At 73.4% G+C, this 16,176-nt stretch carries 13 protein-coding genes; 4 read left to right on the forward strand and 9 right to left on the reverse strand.

The annotated features are described in order from the left end of the window. Entirely contained in the window at positions 1-1,143 is a 1,143-nt protein-coding gene (locus AB0D32_RS22025; RefSeq protein ID WP_357093101.1) for an acyl-CoA desaturase, read from the forward strand. Between the two features lie 256 nt (positions 1,144-1,399). Further along, entirely contained in the window at positions 1,400-2,572 is a 1,173-nt protein-coding gene (locus AB0D32_RS22030) for an alanine--tRNA ligase-related protein (protein ID WP_357093104.1), read from the forward strand. A gap of 123 nt (positions 2,573-2,695) precedes the next feature. Here the strand turns inward: AB0D32_RS22030 and AB0D32_RS22035 are convergent, their stop codons facing one another. The 3 genes from AB0D32_RS22035 to AB0D32_RS22045 all read right to left on the reverse strand — a co-directional run bounded on the left by AB0D32_RS22035 (position 2,696) and on the right by AB0D32_RS22045 (position 7,281). Continuing rightward, entirely contained in the window at positions 2,696-4,246 is a 1,551-nt protein-coding gene (locus AB0D32_RS22035; protein WP_357093107.1) for a pectate lyase, read from the reverse strand. A gap of 391 nt (positions 4,247-4,637) precedes the next feature. Then, the gene (locus AB0D32_RS22040; RefSeq protein WP_357093110.1) at positions 4,638-6,329 is read right to left on the reverse strand and encodes a long-chain-fatty-acid--CoA ligase; all 1,692 of its coding nucleotides are present in this window, start codon (positions 6,327-6,329) and stop codon (positions 4,638-4,640) included. 238 nt (positions 6,330-6,567) lie between these two features. Next, complete coding sequence (locus tag AB0D32_RS22045; protein ID WP_357093113.1) at positions 6,568-7,281, reverse strand: spermidine synthase; 714 nt, start codon at positions 7,279-7,281, stop codon at positions 6,568-6,570. A 130-nt stretch (positions 7,282-7,411) separates the two neighbouring features. On the opposite strand from AB0D32_RS22045, the gene AB0D32_RS22050 reads away from it, so the two are divergent. Next, positions 7,412-8,416, forward strand: coding sequence for a zinc-binding dehydrogenase (locus tag AB0D32_RS22050; RefSeq protein WP_357093204.1), 1,005 nt, complete (start codon positions 7,412-7,414; stop codon positions 8,414-8,416). A 34-nt stretch (positions 8,417-8,450) separates the two neighbouring features. On the opposite strand, the gene AB0D32_RS22055 is transcribed toward AB0D32_RS22050, so the two are convergent. Continuing rightward, positions 8,451-9,854 carry an MBL fold metallo-hydrolase gene (locus tag AB0D32_RS22055; protein ID WP_357093116.1) on the reverse strand — a complete coding sequence of 468 codons (1,404 nt, stop codon included), beginning with the start codon at positions 9,852-9,854 and terminating at the stop codon, positions 8,451-8,453. A gap of 245 nt (positions 9,855-10,099) precedes the next feature. Here AB0D32_RS22055 and eccB point away from each other — a divergent pair, with 245 nt between their 5' ends. After that, positions 10,100-11,488, forward strand: a complete 1,389-nt coding sequence (eccB, locus tag AB0D32_RS22060) for a type VII secretion protein EccB (RefSeq protein ID WP_357093119.1) — start codon at positions 10,100-10,102, stop codon at positions 11,486-11,488. 103 nt (positions 11,489-11,591) lie between these two features. Here eccB and AB0D32_RS22065 read toward each other — a convergent pair whose 3' ends face one another. From AB0D32_RS22065 to AB0D32_RS22085, 5 genes are all read right to left on the reverse strand, one after another. Beyond that, positions 11,592-12,197 carry a class I SAM-dependent methyltransferase gene (locus AB0D32_RS22065; RefSeq protein ID WP_357093122.1) on the reverse strand — a complete coding sequence of 202 codons (606 nt, stop codon included), beginning with the start codon at positions 12,195-12,197 and terminating at the stop codon, positions 11,592-11,594. A 97-nt stretch (positions 12,198-12,294) separates the two neighbouring features. Then, on the reverse strand, positions 12,295-12,888 hold the full coding sequence (locus tag AB0D32_RS22070) for a GNAT family N-acetyltransferase (protein WP_357093125.1): 594 nt from the start codon (positions 12,886-12,888) through the stop codon (positions 12,295-12,297). 47 nt (positions 12,889-12,935) lie between these two features. Continuing rightward, positions 12,936-13,802, reverse strand: a complete 867-nt coding sequence (locus AB0D32_RS22075; RefSeq protein ID WP_357093128.1) for a carbohydrate ABC transporter permease — start codon at positions 13,800-13,802, stop codon at positions 12,936-12,938. Beyond that, positions 13,802-14,764, reverse strand: a complete 963-nt coding sequence (locus AB0D32_RS22080; RefSeq protein WP_357093131.1) for a sugar ABC transporter permease — start codon at positions 14,762-14,764, stop codon at positions 13,802-13,804. The genes AB0D32_RS22075 and AB0D32_RS22080 overlap by 1 nt, the downstream gene beginning before the upstream one ends. After that, on the reverse strand, positions 14,761-16,155 hold the full coding sequence (locus AB0D32_RS22085) for an extracellular solute-binding protein (protein WP_357093134.1): 1,395 nt from the start codon (positions 16,153-16,155) through the stop codon (positions 14,761-14,763). The genes AB0D32_RS22080 and AB0D32_RS22085 overlap by 4 nt, the downstream gene beginning before the upstream one ends. Positions 16,156-16,176: the final 21 nt, after the last annotated feature.

Raw genomic sequence — 16,176 nt, forward strand, 5'->3', positions numbered from 1 at the left:
GTGACCGTGATCCAGAACAAGCCCGTCAACCCGATCGCCCACCTGAGCGCCGAGGACATCGAGACCATCGGCAAGGAGCTCGACGCGATCCGCGACCGGGTGATCGCCGACCGGGGCGAGCGGGACGCCGCGTACATCCGCAGGGTCATCTCGACGCAGCGCAAGCTGGAGGTGGGCAGCCGGGTGGTGCTGCTGTTCTCCCTCTTCCCGCCCGCCTGGATCGTCGGCACGGCCGGCCTGACCGTGGCCAAGATCCTGGAGAACATGGAGGTCGGCCACAACGTCCTGCACGGCCAGTGGGACTGGATGCGCGACCCGAAGATCCACTCCACCACCTGGGAGTGGGACCACGTCTCGCCGGCCGACCAGTGGAAGCACTCGCACAACGAGCTGCACCACACCTACACGAACGTTCTCGGCAAGGACAACGACCTCGGCTACGGCATCATGCGGGTCGACGAGGACCAGCGGTGGCACCCGTTCCACCTGGGCCAGCCGCTGTGGAACTTCATCAACGCCTGCTTCTTCGAGTACGGCATCGCCGCGTACGACCTGGAGCTGGGACGCAACCTGCGCAAGGGCCGGCACAAGAAGCCGGAGTTCCGGGCCCGGGCCCGGGCGGTGGGCCGCAAGATCCGCCGGCAGGTGCTCAAGGACTACGTGCTGCACCCGCTGCTGTCCGGGCCGTCGTTCCTGCACACGCTCGCCGCCACCTTCACCGCCAACCTCCTGCGCAACCTGTGGAGCCACTCGGTGATCATGTGCGGGCACTTCCCGGAGGGCGTGGAGACCTTCTCCAGGCGCTCGATCGAGGGCGAGACGCGCGGCGAGTGGTACCTGCGGCAGATGCTCGGCTCGGCCAACATCAGCGGCAGCCGGCTGCTGCACATCATGACCGGCAACCTGTCGTACCAGATCGAGCACCACCTCTTCCCGGACCTGCCCAGCAACCGCTACCAGGAGATCGCCCCCGAGGTGCGGGCGCTGTTCGACCGCTACGGGCTGAGGTACACCACCGGCTCGCTGCCCCGGCAGGTCTTCTCCGCGTGGCGCAAGGTCTTCCGGCTCTCGCTGCCCAACCGGAAGGCGCCCCGCCGCGCCGACGACCGACCGACCCCGGCCCTCGCCACGTCGGGCGTCTGATCCCGTCCCGGCGCCGCCGCCCGCCGCGAAAACGCGCTGGGCGGCGGCGCCGGCGTCCGCGTACAGTCGGGGGCATGGAGACCAGGCGCTTCTTCGCCGCCGCGGCCGCGCGAGCTTCGCGCTCGTCGGTCGCCGCCGCCTGACCTCCCCACCACCCGCCGGCGACCGGAAACGGTCCGCCGGCTTTTTCGTCGCGTCAGCCCGCCGGTCCCCGGCGGCGGACCTTCCGGTCGTCCCACCCGGAAAGGCCACCACCATGGCGTACGACCCGATCAGCCGCACCTTCCTCGACTTCTACCGCGAACGCGGCCACGAACTCGTGCCCGACAGTTCCCTGATCCCGCCGCCGGGCGACCCGGTGCTCTTCACCACCTCCGGTATGCACCCGCTGACCCCCTACCTGGAGGGCCGGCCCCACCCGCTGGGCCGGCGACTGGTGAACGTGCAGCGCTGCCTGCGCACCACCGACCTGGACGAGGTCGGCGACCCCACCCACCTGACCCTGTTCCGGATGCTGGGCTCCTGGTCGCTGGGTGACTACGACCTGCCGCGCAGCCTGCGTTGGGGCTACGAGCTGCTGCGCGACGGCTTCGGCGTCCCGCACGACCGGATGCACGTGACGGTCTTCGGCGGCGACGACCAGGTCGGCCCGGACGAGCCGTCGCTGCGCGCCTGGGGCGAGCTGGGCCTGCCCGTGGAGGTGACCGGGGAAGAGAACTGGTGGTCCAACGGCCCGACGGGGCCGTGCGGGCCCGACACGGAGATCTTCGTCTGGACCGGCGACGGCCCGCCCAGGGGAACCCCCGGCACCGACGAGGGATGGATGGAGGTCTGGAACCACGTCGGGATGCGCTACCGCCGGCACCCCGACGGCCGGTTGTCGCCGCTGCGGCAGCCCAACGTGGACACCGGGATGGGCCTCGAACGGCTCGAGATGGCGCTGGGCGGGCACCGCTCGGTCTTCGAGGGCGAGGGCCTGGTGCCGTGGATGCGCGGTGTCGGCGAGCGGTGGGGCCTGCGGGACGGGTCCTTGCGCCTGGTCGGCGACCACCTGCGGACGAGCGTGGTGGTCGTCGGCGACGGCGTACGCCCCTCGAACACCGGCCGCGGTTACGTGCTGCGTCGGCTGCTGCGTCGGGCGCTCACGATGCTGTGGCGCGACGACGCGTCCCGGACCCTGTCCGACCTGCCGGTCGGCGCGGTGCGGCACACCCTCGACGGCTTCGGGCAGCCCGTCACCGTCGACGAGGTGCGTGCCGTGTTCTCCGGAGAGGAGCGGCGGTTCCGGGAGCTGCTGCGGCGCGGGCGGCCGGTGGTCTCCCGACGCCGGTCCCGTGGGCCGCTGACCGACGAGGACTACCGGGACCTGCACGACACCCACGGGCTGCCGCGCGACCTCGTCGACGGCCTGCTCGCCGAGGTGGGCTGACCATCCACCCCGCCCCCGGGGGAGGTAAGGAAGGGACCCTTCCTCTACCGCAGGCGTCGACAAGGTGCCCTTCCTTACCCTCGGCGGGGGCCGTCGGGTCTGACGGCCCCCGCCCCCGCGCCCCTACCCGGCGTAGGTCTCGAACTCGGCGACCTTCGGCGTGCCGGTCGAGCTGGTGACCCTGAAGGTGATCTTGGCCAGCGAGGTCGCGGCGAAGGTGATGACGCCCGCCCCGCTGCCGGAGGCCAGGACGGCGCCGTTGGCGTGGTTGACGACCTGCCAGGTCCCGATGCTGCCCTGGGTGCCCGACGGCTCGCGGATGACGACCCTGGACACCGTGGTGGCGGAACCCCACTTGATCGAGATGTCGCCGGTCGCGCCGGCCGGCGACCAGTAGGTGCCCAGGCTGCCGTCCCGTACGTTGCCGTAGCTCGTCCCGCTGGCCTTGCTGGAGCCGTCGGAGCCGGCCCCGATGCTGAGGTTGGTCCCGCCGGGCTGGGTCGGCCCCGGGGTGGGGGTGGTCGGCCCGGGCGCGGGGGTGGTCGGTGTCGGCGCCGGCGTCTGCGGCGAGCAGTTGCCGTCCGACTCCCGCAGACCCGTGTTCGCACCCGCCGTCTGGCGGACGACGTCCGGCACGCAGCTGGCCCCGTCCAGGCGGTAGGCGTACGGGATGCTGACGGTGGTGTTGGACTGCGGGTCGGGGCCGGCGGGGTTGTTGTCGCTGCCGGGGCTGGACCAGGTCACGTTGTCGAAGACGTTGCCGGCGACCTGCCAGTAGCCGGCCTCGCTGGTGTAGAAGGTGCCCAGGACGTCCTTGGAGTTCCGGAAGTAGTTGTTCTCCACCTTGGCCCTGGCCCCGGCCCGGGAGTTGATGCCGGACTCGTGGAGGCTCACGTAGTGGTTGTTGTAGATGTGCGCGATGCCGCCGCGCAGCAGGGGAGTGCGGGAGTCGATGTTCTCGTAGCGGTTGTGGTGGAACGTGACGAAGCCGTTAGAGCGGTCGCTCTCACTGGACCCGATGAGGCCGCCGCGACCGGAGTTGCGCAGGATGCTGTACGACAGGGTGACGTACTGGGTGTTGTCCTTCATGTCGAAGAGTCCGTCGAACCCCTCCGACTCCCCGCCCGAGGCCTCCAGGGTGACGTGATCGACCCAGACGTTGCGGACGTTGCTCTCCATGCCGATGGCGTCGCCACCGTTGGACGTGGGTGAGCCCGACTTCTTGACGTTCCGGACGGTCACGTTCCGGATGATGATGTTGCGGGACTCGCGGATGTGGATGCCCAACTGGTCGAAGACGGCTCCGCTGCCGACCCCGATGATCGTGACGTTGCTGATCTGTTTGAGTTCGATCACGCCGTCGGCGGTGCTACAGCTTCCGCCCGACACCTTGCTGGTGTTGCCGTGGTTGATGGTCCCCGTGACCTCGATGACGATCGGGGTGCTGCTGCTGGCCCGACCGCACAGGGCCGCGTGGATCGCGGTCCCCGTGGTGGCCCGTACGGTCTGCCCGCCCGCGCCGCCGGTGGTGCCGCCGTTCTGGGTCGCGTAGCCGGTGGCGCTGCCGGCCGCCGCCGACGCCTGGGGTGTCGGCAGAGCCGCCACTCCGATCGCGGCCCCGACGGCCGTCGTGGCCAGGGCCACCTGGAGTCGCAGTGCGACTGGTCGTCTCATCCTCGCCTCACCTTCGTCTTCGCACGCTGGGTGTGTGTCACCGCCGAACGTCGTGGACAGCCCCGGCGGGCCGCCGGAGCTGCCGACCTTTCGCCTGCCGGCGTGCGGATCGCTTGGTCGGTCCTGGGCTGGAAAGCGCTTTCCCGCCGAGAATAGGGAGGCGTCTATGCCTCTGGCAAGAACCTGTCCGGATTGCGGAGCAATGCCCTTTCGCATCCACTGTGGCAGTCCGCTGTCCGAGCGTTCGTCGGTCCCGAAGGGCGGAAGCCATGCCGACGGGACGTCGCGCAGATCGCCCGCCGGGCCGCCGTCCGCACCGGCCGCGGCCGCCGGGCCCGGCGCATCCTCCGGGCCGGCCCGCCCGTCGGATGACGGGAGCCGCCGGGCGGCGTCAGCCGTCGGCGAGCAGCCGGTCGCGGACCTCGCGGCGCAGGATCTTGCCGATCTGGGAGCGGGGCAGGTCGTCGACGACGACCACGCGGCGGGGCACCTTGTACCCGGTCAGGTGCCGCCGGCACGCCGCCCGGATGCCCGCCTCGTCGAGGTCGGAGCCCTCGTCCAGGACGACCGCCGCCACCACCTCCTCGCCGCCGTGCTCGCCGGGCAGGCCGACCGCCGCGGCGTCGTGGACGCCGGGCACGTGGCGCAGCGCGTCCTCCACCTCCGACGGGTAGACGTTGAACCCGCCGGTGATGATCAGCTCCTTGATCCGGTCGATCACGCTGACGAAGCCGTCGGCGTCGGTCACCACGATGTCCCCGGTGCGCAGCCAGCCGTCGGGCAGCAGCACCGCCGCCGTCTCTGCCGGGCGGTTCCAGTAGCCGGTGAAGACCTGCGGCCCCCGGATCAGCAGTTCACCCGCCTCGCCCGGCTCGCGGTCGCGCGACACGTCCTCGGGGTCGACGATGCGGATGTCGGTGGACGGGAACGGCACGCCGACCGTGCCCGGCCGCCGGGCGGGGGAGACCGGGTTGCCGAGCGCGACGGGCGAGGTCTCGGTCATGCCGTAGCCCTCGACGAGCAGCCCGCCGGTGACCGACTCCCACAGCTCGACCGTCGCCGGGGGCAGCGCCATGGCGCCGGAGATGGCGTACCGGGCCGAGGAGAGGTCCACCCCGCGTTCCCGGGCCGCCGTGGCCAGCTTCTCGTAGATCGGTGGGACGGCGGGCAGGAAGGTCGGCGGGCGGCGGCGTACCGCGTCCAGCGTCTGGTCCAGGTCGAAGCGGGGGAACAGCACCAGCGTGGCGCCGATGCCCACCGAGAAGGTGAGGCAGAGCGTCAGCCCGTACGCGTGGAACAGGGGGAGCACGGCGTACACCGTCTCCTCGCCGTCGCGCAGGCCCGGCACCCAGGCGCGGCCCTGCGCCGCGTTGGTCCGCAGGTTGCGGTGGGTCAGGATCGCGCCCTTCGGCGTGCCGGTGGTGCCGCCCGTGTACTGCAACAGCGCCGTGTCGTCCGGCCCGGGGGCGGGATGGTCGGCGGCGAGGGGCCCGGCGGCGGCGACCAGCCGCTCCCAGGACAGCGCCCCCGGCGCGGGCCCGGTCATCGCCGCGCGGGTGGCCCGTGCCCGGGCCAGCGGCAGCCGCAGCGCCCAGCGCTTGCGCCGGGGCAGCGCCCGGGTGAGGTCCACCGCCACCACCGTCTCGACCGCCGTCGCGCCGGCCGTCGAGCGTACGACCGGGGCGACCTTGTCCCAGACCACCGCGACGCGGGCGCCGTGGTCGGCGAGCTGCCGGGTGAGCTCCCCGGCGGTGTAGAGCGGGTTGTGCTCCACCACCACCGCGCCGAGTCGCAGCACGGCGTAGAAGGCGACGACGTGCTGCGGGCAGTTGGGCAGCACCAGCGCCACCCGGTCGCCCCGGCCCACGCCGAGCCGGCGCAGTGCCTCGGCCGCCCGGCCCACCTGGTCGTCCAGGTCGGTGTACGTGGTGGTGGCGCCGAAGAAGTCCAGCGCGACCCGGGGGCCGAACCGGCGGGCGGCCTCGCGCAGCAGGTCGACCAGCGACTCGTCGGACGGGGTGACGGTCGCCGGGACTCCCGGGGCGTAGCTGCGCAGCCAGGGCCGCTCCGCACTCAGGTCCATGTCTCTCCTCCGCCCGTGGCACGCCGTCTCCTACTTCACGGTAACCTACGGCTGCGTAGGTAGTGGCGGGCCCCTTCCCTCCGACCGGCTCCGGGCCCCTGGGATCCGACCGGTGCGGGATGGGACACCAGCGGGGCACACCTTCCCGGTCCGCCCCGCAGCATGCCGCCGCCGAAGCTCCCGGTCGTGGCGTGCGCCGACGCGCTGCGGCGCCCCCCGGGGCGGGCGTACGGCCGGGTCAGCGCCGGGCGACGTAGACGGTGTTGGCCGACTCCCCGCCGGTCAGCGGGTTGGCGAACGGGACGACGTGCGCCCGCGCGGTGCGGAACACCGCGGTGAGGGCCGCCTCGAAGTCGGGATCGGGCGGGTCGTCCGACCAGAGGGCGAACACCCCGTCCGGGTGCAGGTGGTCGGCCAGCCGGCGCAGGCCGTCGGGGGTGTAGAAGGCGGCGTGGCCGGGGTGCAGCACGTTGCGCGGCGAGTGGTCCACGTCGAGCAGCACGGCGTGGAACCGGCGCCCCGGCTCCCGCGGGTCGAAGCCGGTGCCGTCGGCGACGGCGGCGAAAAAGTCGGCCCGCACGAACCGGGTACGGGGATCGGCGGCCAGCCCGGCGGCGAAGGGCAGCAACTCCCGGCGGTGCCAGTCGATGACGTCCTCGATCGCCTCCACGACCAGCAGCGAGGCGACCCGGTCGTCCTCGAGCGCGGTGCGGGCGGTGTAGCCGAGGCCGAGGCCGCCGACGACCACGTCGAGGCCCTGCCCGGCCAGCGGGGCCAGGCCCAGCCGGGCCAGTTCGATCTCCGCGACGGGGAAGAGGCTGGACATCAGGAACTCGTCGTCGAGCTTGACCTCGTACACCTCGACGTCGAGCGCCGGGTCGCGGCGCCGGCGCAGGCTGATGAGGCCGATCGGGGTCTCCCGCCAGGCCAGTTCCTCGAATCGCACGCCCACGGGCCCGGATGCTACCCGCCGGCGCCCCCGGCCCCGGCCGCCGGCACGCGCATTCCTGCCGTCCGGCCGGGTATGCGTGCCCGTCGAGGACCCCGACCGGGGTCGGGCAGGGAGGCGCACAGTGGCGGACATGCTGGCCGGACGGCTGCACCTGACGGATCGGGCGCTGCGGATGGAGTCGGTGCCGGTGCCCGAGCCGGCGAGCGGGCAGGTGCGCGTCAGGGTCGAGGCGGCCGGGGTCTGCCTCTCCGACGTGCACCTGATCGACGGCACCCTCACGCCGCTGTACCTGCCGGGCGACGTGGTGACGCTGGGGCACGAGGTCGCCGGCGTGGTCGACGCGTTCGGCGACGACGTCGAGGGCTGGGCGCCCGGCCAGCGCGTGCTGCTCCAGGCGGGGGAGCGGGACCGGCGCGGCACCGTGCTGACCCGGGGCGTGGACTACGACGGCGGTTGGGCCGAGTACGCCGTGGCCAGCCAGGACACGGTGGTGCCGATCCCGGACGACCTCTCCTTCGAACAGGCCTGCATCATCCCCGACGCGGTCTCCACCCCGTGGGCGGCGGTGACGGACACGGGGCGGACCCGCCCCGGCGAGGCGGTCGGGGTGTGGGGCGTGGGCGGTCTGGGCGTGCACGCCGTGCAGTTGCTGCGCCTGGTCGGAGCGGCCCCGGTGATCGCGGTGGAGCCGCTGGCGGCGGCACGGGACCGGGCGGCGGCCGTGGGGGCCGACGCGGTGCTCGACCCGGCCGACCCCGCGTTCCGCGACGCCGTGCTGGAGCTGACGGCCGGGCGGGGGCTGGACGTGGCGTTCGACTTCGCCGGGGTGACCGCCGTGCGCGAGCAGGCGTTGACCGTGCTCGGCCGCCGGGGTCGGCTGGTGCTCGCGGGCATCGCCAACAAGCCGGTCACCATCGCCTCGGACAGCCCGTTCAACTACTTCCAGCAGGCGGTGCTCGGCCACTACGGCTCCGAGGCCGAGCACGTCGAGCAGTTGGTCTCCCTGGCCCGGCAGGGGCGGCTCGACCTGTCGGCGTCGATCAGCGACGTGCTGCCGCTGGCCGACGCGGAGGAGGCGGTGCGGCGGGTGCACACCAAGCAGGGCAACCCGATCCGGCTGATCCTGCGTCCCTGAGCGGCCCGGCCCGCCGGTGCCCCACGGCAGTCGGTCAGGCGTCGCCCGGGCTCATCGGGACCCCGGCTGCCCCGGCCCGGCCGAATTTGTCGTCGATCACGACGACCTCGCGGCCGGCGTTCGCCAGCAGCGACGCCGCGGCGGTGGCCCGGTAACCGGAGCCGCAGTGCACCCAGACGACCCCGGCGGGCACCTCGGCGAGGCGTACGGGCAGGTCGGGCAGGGGAATGTGCACCGCGCCCCCGATGTGGCCGCCGGTCCACTCGTTGGTCATCCGGACGTCGAGTACGACGTCCGGGGCGGGTAGCCCCGCCGGGGTGTTCCCGGCGCGGGCGGCGGCCAGCGCGGGGAAGTCGGCCATCCGCAGCTCCCGCACCTGCTCCGGCTCGGTGGCCCACCGTCCGGTGTCCCCGGTGGCCTGGGCGGCCGGCCGGTCGATGCCGATGCGGACCAGTTCGCGCTGGGCTTCGGCGACCTGCTCCGCCGTCTCCGCGAGCAGGGTGAGCGGTGCTCCCCAGTCGATGAGCCAGCCGAGCCAGGTCGACATCGGGCCGTCGAGCCCGAGGCTGACCGTGCCCGCCAGGTGCGACGTGGCGTACGCCTTGCGGTGGCGCAGGTCGACGACCCACTGGCCGTCGGCGATCCGCTCCCGCAAGTCGGCGGCCTCGGCCCGGGCGACCGGGGCGAGGTCCACCGGTGCGGGACCGGCGAGGTTCGCCACGCCCATGTGGGCGTAGTACGCCGGGTAGGCGTCGAGCCCGGCGAGGGTCTCGGTGACGAACTCGTCGGCGGCCAGCCGCAGCACGGGGTTGGCCTGCTTCTCCCGGCCGATGGTCGACTCCGGCGCGTCGGACTGGCCGGCGGAGCAGAAGCTGCCGAACCCGTGGGTGGGCCACACCTCGGCGCCGTCGGGCAGCAGGTCGGCCAGGTGCCTGGCCGACGCGTGCTGGCGGCGGGCGAGTTCGTGGGCGTGCTGCTCGCCGAGCAGGTCGGTGCGGCCCGTGGTGCCGAAGAGCAGCGAGCCGCCGGTGAACACGCCGACGGGGCGCCAGCCGTCGTCGCCGGCCTCGTCGAGCACGTACGACAGGTGGTGGAAGGTGTGCCCCGGCGTGGCGACCGCCCGCAGCCGCAGCGCTCCCGAGACGGGCACCGTGTCGCCGTCGGCGGCCGGCGTCCGGTCGAACCCGACCTCGTCGTCGGCGCCGACCAGGTAGTGGGCGCCGGTCAGCCGGGCGAGTTCCAGGCCGCCGGAGACGTAGTCGTTGTGGATGTGGGTCTCCACCACGTGGGTGATGCGTACGCCCTTCCCGCCCGCGAGATACATGATCCGGTCGATGTCGCGCTGCGGGTCGACCACGATCGCCACCGTGCCGTCCGAGGCCAGGTAGCTGCGATCGCCGAGCGAGGACGTCGCGATGACGGAGACGTCGACTGCCATTGCCGTACTCCTTCGGGATCGAAGACCCTGGGGGCATGAGGCGGGCGCACGCCAGGAAGTGCGGGCGTGTGCACACTGTCTACCCGCCCACGCCGCTGTCACGCAACGTGGGCGGTGCGCTTCGTACGGTGCGCCCGGTGGTCGCGAGGAAGGAATCCTCCCGCCACCCCGGCGCGACGCAGGGTCCTCGGGCCATCGACGGAACGCTTATCCTGTGCCCCGACCGCCCCACCGGAAGGGATCCCATGCCGTCGCGGCAGGACCAGCTGCACTCGTACCAGTTCACCGTCCAGCGGGCGGTCGCCGCCCTGGTGATGCGCGAGACCGACCCGGCGCAGTCGCCGTTCCGGCGGTTGGCCGGCGCCGGCCTGGCCAGCGTGCTGGTCGCGGCCATCGGCCTGGGCGGCTTCGCCCTCTACGGCCTCTTCACCGGGGGCGGCGGCAAGGCATGGCGCGACCCGGGCGCGGTGATCGTGGAGAAGGAGTCCGGCGCCCGGTTCGTCTATCGGGAGCAGAAGCTGCATCCGGTGCTCAACTACGCGTCGGCCCTGCTGATCATCGGCGCGGAGCGGCCGAAGACGGTGCTCGTCTCCCGTCGGGCCATCGACGGGGTGCCGCGCGGGCTGCCGCTGGGCATCGCCGACGCCCCCGACTCGCTGCCCGCCCGGGGCCGGCTGTCCACCGCGCCGTGGACGGTCTGCTCCGTGGCCGCCGCCGAGGGCGACCGGTCGGTGCCCCGCTCGGCGCTGCTGATCGGCGTGACCCCCGGTGGGGGCCGGGCGCTGGGCGAGGACGCGCTGCTGCTGCGCCATCCCGACGGCGGGCTGCACCTGGTCTGGCACCAGCGTCGCTACCTCGTGCGCGACCCCAACCGGGTGCTGGCCGCCCTGGCGACCACCCGGGCCCGGGCGGTCCCGGTGGCGCCGGCCCTGCTCAACAGCCTGCCCGCCGGCGCCGATCTCGCCCCGCTGGCGCTGCCCGCCGAGGGGGAGCGCTCCACGCGGGTGTCCGGGGCGCGGGTCGGCGACGTGTACCTGGTGCGCAACTCCGGTGGCGGCCGGCAGTACGCCGTCGTGCTGCGGGACGGCCTGGCCGGCATCACCGAGTTGCAGGCCGGCCTGCTGCTCGCCCGCACCGGCCAGGGCGAACCGGAACCGATCACGCTCGGGCGGTTCGCGGCGCTGCCGAAGCTGCCCGACCTCGCCCCGACCGGGCCGACCGCCCCGCCGACCGCGCCGCCCCGCCTGGCCGCCGCCGACGGGGCGGGCCTGTGTGCGGGGGTGGGCGACGACGGGGGCGTCGCGGAGGTCCGGCTCGGTGTCCGGCTGCCCGACCTCGCCGCCGCGGCGCGTACCGCCGCGGTGACCGGCGGGGTGCGCGCCGACCACGTCGTGGTGGAGCCGGGCCGGGGGGCCGTGGTCGAGGCGGTCGCGGCGCCCGGCGCGTCCGGCGGCTCGGTCTCCGTGGTCACCGACCTGGGCCGGCGCTACGTCCTCGCCGGCGGCGAGGTCCTCGGCATGCTCGGCTACCGCGACGTGCGACCGGTGCGGCTGCCGGCCGGCCTGGTCGCCCTGGTGCCCGCCGGCGCCACGCTCGACCCGGCCGCCGCGCGGGTCGTCGCCGCCCCCGCCTGAGCGCGCCACCGGCCGGGCCGGTGCCCGCGCCCCCGCCGGAGCCGCGCCGCGCCCTCGGGTGACCTCGGCGAAGGCGAACCGGTCTGGCTCGGCCGGTTCGGGCTCAGTCGGCCGGGCGGCGCAGCACGGTGACGGCGAAGTCGGCGTCGTCGCGCCACGGGCGCAGGTCCCAGGTGGCGAAGCGGTGCTCCAGCCGGAGGCCGGCGGCGGCCGAGTCGGCGTCGAACCCGGTCAGCGGGTAGCCCCGGTCGGTGCCGAAGCCGACCGCCAGCACGCCGTCGGGGCGCAGGTGGGCGGCGATCCGCCGGATCACCTCGCGCTCGGTGCCGGGGGCGACGAAGGCCAGCACGTTGCCGGCGACGACCGCCGCGTCGAAGGGCTCCGGCTCGCCGGCCGCCGCCAGGTCCAGCTCGGCCAGGTCGGCGACCAGCCAGCGCGGGCCCGGGTGGTCGGCGCGGGCGGCGTCCACCAGCGCCGGGTCGGCGTCCACCCCGACCACCGTGTGACCCCTGGCGGCCAGCACCGCGCCCACCCGGCCGGTGCCGCAGCCGGCGTCGAGGATCCGGGACCCGGGCGGGACGATCGCGTCCACCAGCCGGGCCTCGCCGGCCAGGTCGGCCCCCTCGGCGGCCAGCTGGCGGAACCGGGCGATGTACCACTGCGAGTGCTCCGGACCGGTCTCGGTCTGCCATCGGGTCGGGTTTCCCATGCCGCCACCGTAGCCGGGTTCCCAACGGTCCCGCGGCGGTGGGGCGGACGGCGGGAACGCCCCTGTCGGCGACGCGGGCCGGCGAAGCCGTGCCTGGTCAGACCGGCACGACGTCGTCACCCGCACGTCCTGCCGACGAGCTGTCAGGCTGGGCCGACAGGTCGATGACCCAGTGGTTGGTGCGGAAGAGGCGTCCGCCGAAGGCCGTCTGCTCCTCACCGACGAAGGCGAAGCCGCCCGATCGGCAGATCGCATTCGACGCGGCATTGGTCGTGGCCGGGAAGGCGTGGATGGGACCCCATCGCCCATCCGCCCGGGCCAGGTCGAGCACCGCACGGACGGCTCTTCCCGCCAGGCCTCTGCCCTGGAACTCCGGGGCGACCATCCAGCCGATCTCGGAGATGCCCGCGTGGGAGTACAACGTCACCGTTCCGGCCACCTGCGCGGCGTCGCGGGGGATGATCATCTTGATCCAGGCGCTGCCGTCCCGGACGGTTTCGAGGTCCCGCCGAAGCTGGGCGGCTACGCGCTCACGGGGTTGCGGGCCGCCCAGCTCTGCCATCACGGCCGGATCGCAGCGCATGCGCACGTACGCGTCGAGGTCGCCCGGCTCCACGTCGCGTAGCACGTCGACAACGGGCGGGGCTGCGGTGGGTGGGTCGCCGGCGACCGCGTAAGGGGAGACATCCACCCGGCACATCCTCGGTCAGCGCCCACCGCGCGGCAACCCGCCCCGGATCAGCCCTTCTCCGCGCCGCCGGTGAGCCCCTCGGTGAGCAGGCGCTCGCTGGCGAAGAAGAGGATCACGATGGGCAGGGTGAGGATCACCGAGCCGGCCATCAGCACCGTCTTCGGCACCTCCACCCCGTCCGACAGCTGCGCGAGCCCCAACGACACCGTCCACCGGTGCGGCTTGTCGACCAGGAAGAGCAGGGCGAAGAGGAACTCGTTCCAGGCGATCATGAAGGTGTAGAGGGCGACGGCCATGATCGACGGTGCCGCGAGGGGGAGGCTGATCCGGCGGATGACGCCGAGCCGCCCGGCGCCGTCGATCGCAGCCGACTCCTCCAGGCTGACCGGGATCGTCTCGAAGTAGTTGCGCAGCATGTAGACCGAGACCGGCAGCGTCTGCGAGATGTAGACCAGCACCAGGCCGAGCAGCGAGCCGCGCAGCCCGGCCCGGGTGAAGACCACGAACAGCGGGATGGCGACGACGATCGACGGGAACAGGTAGACCGCCAGGAAGAGGAAGTCGACCTGCCGCCGGCCGAAGAACCGCAGCCGGGCGACCGCGTACGCGCCGGGGATCGCCACGGCCAGCGTCAGCAGCGTCGCCGCGACGGAGACCAGGCCGCTGTTGCGCAGGAAGGTGAGGAAGCCCTGGCCGCCGTCGTCGACGGCCCGGACCACCTCGGCGTACGTGTCGAAGGTCAGCTCGCCGAGGCCCACGACCAGCGACCCGGGGTCGAGCAGTAGCCGCTCGACGGGGCGCACCGAGAGCACCAGCATGTAGTAGAAGGGAAAGGCGGTGACGAGCAGGAACGCGGCGATCACCAACCGGCGCAGCCAGCGCAGGCCCACCGTCTCGATCCGGTCGCGGTCCATCAGCCGTCCCTCCGTCCGCCGAAGAAGCGCAGGTACACCAGCACGAACACGATGAGCACCACGGCGAGTACGACCGCCTGCGCCGCCGCCGCGCCGATGTCCGTACGCGCGGTCAGGAACTCGTAGACCCGGACGCTGACCACCTCGGTGCCGGCCGCCCCGCCGGTGAGCAGGTAGACGTCGTCGAACTTGTTGAACGTCATGATGAACCGCAGCACGCCCAGCAGGCCGATCACCGGCAGCAGTTGCGGCAGCAGGATGTGCCGGAACCGCTGGGTGGGGGTGGCCCCGTCGACCCGGGCCGCCTCCTCCAGCTCGCCGGGGACCGCCTGGAGCCGGGCGAGCAGGAACAGGAAGGCGAACGGGAAGTAGCGCCACGCCTCGAAGGCGACGACCGTGGCCAGGGCGGTCGACTCCTGGGACAGGAACGGCACCGGGGTGTCCCAGCCGAGGAAGCGCCGGCCCCAGTCGTTGACGATGCCGAGTTGCGGGTCGAGCATCACCTGCCAGACGAAGGTGACCGCGACCACCGGCGCCACGTATGGCAGCAGCATCGACGCGCGCACCAGGGTGCGGCCCCGAAACGGCCGGCGTACGACGAGCGCCGCCACCAGGCCGAGCACGATCGAGCCGGCGGTGCTGGAGATGCTGTAGACCAGGGTGGTCCACAACGTGTCGGCGAAGCCCGGGGTGTTCAGCACCCGCTCGACGTTGTCCAGCGTGAGCTCGCCGAACAGCCCGGTGCGGCGCAGCGTGGCCAGGCGTACCCGCTGGAAGGCCAGCACGACGGTCCAGACGACGGGTATGCCGATCACGGCGATCACGACGAGCAGGGTCGGGGCGACCAGCGCGAGTCCGGCGCGCGACTCGCGCCGGCGCAGGGTCAGCGGCCTGCGGCGACGGGTCGGGGCCGGGCGCTCCCGGGCGGGGGAGCGGTCGGTGCCCGGCGGGGCGGCGGTCAATTGACGCCCGCCTTGATCGCCTCCACGTCCTTCTTCGCCCGTCCGGCCGCCGCGGCGGCGTCGGTCCTCCCGGTGACCACGTCGTTCAGGGCCTTGGGCACCGGCAGCTCGCCGAGGATCGCGCCGACGAGCGTGCCCTGGCCCTGGGTGACGCCCCAGCGCTGGAAGGTGTCGGGGCTGCCCCGCAGGCCGGCGAGCACCTCGTAGCCGTAGACGTCGGCGAGCGGCTTCCTGGTGTCGACCCCGGCCTGGCTGGCGTTCCAGGCGGTGAGGAACTTCTCCGGTTCCTGCACGGTGCCCCTGCGGACGGGGAAGCGCCCCTCGGGGGACATGCCGAACCAGCGTGGGTAGCCGTCGCCGAGTATGTGCTCCACGAAGGACGTGGCCGGCGCGGTGGCGGCGCCGTCGAGCACCGCCCAGGAGTTGATCTCGCCGTACTGGGCCGGTGCGGTGCCGTTCGGGCCCTTGATCGCGGTGACGAAGCCGCTGTTCTTCGCGAGGAACGCCGGGTCGGCCTGGCACTGCGGGCAGGTCGGCTTGGCGTCGTCGCGCAGGCCGGCCAGTTCGTCGAGGACGAACGGCGACCAGACGAGCATGGCCGCCCTGCCGGCGAAGTAGGTGGCCCGGGTGGTGTCCACGTCCTGCGCGCCCCGGACCGAGCTGGTGCGCATCAGGTCTCCGTAGAACCGGAACGCCTCGACGCACTCGGGGGAGTCCAGTCTCACGGCCCCGGAGTCGTCGGTGAGCTGGCAGTTGTTGGCCAGGGCGAGGTGTTCGAAGGTCTGCTGGGTGAACACGTCGCCGGGGGCGGTGGCGGCGGTGATGCCGGCGACACCGCCGGTGTGGAGCCTCGTCGCGGCGGCGGCGATCCTCTCGTACGTGTCGGGGGCGGGCAGCCCGGCGGCGGCGAACAGGTCCTTGCGGTAGACGAGCAGTTGGCCCCAGCCGTCACTGGGTACGGCGAGCTGCCGGCCGTCGTCGGCGGTCAGCTCCAGGGCCCGGGGCGAGAAGGTCTGCCGGCCGAGTCTCCCGACGATGTCCCCGTTCGCCGAGGGGTGCTCCAGCTCGTTGCCGGCGAGGGTGCGGATGCCGGCGAGCGACACCGAGCCGACCACGTCGGGCAGCTCGCCGGCGGCGGCGCTGGAGGCGATCAGGGCGGGGAACTGGTCCTCGTTGACGGTGACCAGGTCGACGGCGATGCCGGTGCTGGCGGTGAAGTCCGCGATGATCGCCTTGGTGGCGGTGACCCGGTCGGCCACGTCCTCCAGACTCCACACGGTGATCTTCCTGCTGTTGCTGTCGGGTCCTTCGTCGCCGCAGCCCAGCAGGCCGGCCCCGGTGACCGCCAGGATCAGGGTGGCGGCGAGTGTCCGCATCGGAGGTGCTGACATCGGTGGCGCTCCTCTCGAAGG

It is taken from the genome of Micromonospora sp. NPDC048170 (assembly GCF_040652795.1).
GTDB lineage: Bacteria > Actinomycetota > Actinomycetes > Mycobacteriales > Micromonosporaceae > Micromonospora.

Bases quoted from the DNA above. Each gene is read 5' to 3' on its own strand.
- AB0D32_RS22030 (WP_357093104.1), top strand. From the start codon at position 1,400: ATGGCGTACGACCCGATCAGCCGCACCTTCCTCGACTTCTACCGCGAA.
- AB0D32_RS22035 (WP_357093107.1), bottom strand. From the start codon at position 4,246: ATGAGACGACCAGTCGCACTGCGACTCCAGGTGGCCCTGGCCACGACG.
- AB0D32_RS22040 (WP_357093110.1), bottom strand. From the start codon at position 6,329: ATGGACCTGAGTGCGGAGCGGCCCTGGCTGCGCAGCTACGCCCCGGGA.
- AB0D32_RS22050 (WP_357093204.1), top strand. From the start codon at position 7,412: ATGCTGGCCGGACGGCTGCACCTGACGGATCGGGCGCTGCGGATGGAG.
- AB0D32_RS22055 (WP_357093116.1), bottom strand. From the start codon at position 9,854: ATGGCAGTCGACGTCTCCGTCATCGCGACGTCCTCGCTCGGCGATCGC.
- eccB (WP_357093119.1), top strand. From the start codon at position 10,100: ATGCCGTCGCGGCAGGACCAGCTGCACTCGTACCAGTTCACCGTCCAG.
- AB0D32_RS22065 (WP_357093122.1), bottom strand. From the start codon at position 12,197: ATGGGAAACCCGACCCGATGGCAGACCGAGACCGGTCCGGAGCACTCG.
- AB0D32_RS22075 (WP_357093128.1), bottom strand. From the start codon at position 13,802: ATGGACCGCGACCGGATCGAGACGGTGGGCCTGCGCTGGCTGCGCCGG.
- AB0D32_RS22085 (WP_357093134.1), bottom strand. From the start codon at position 16,155: ATGTCAGCACCTCCGATGCGGACACTCGCCGCCACCCTGATCCTGGCG.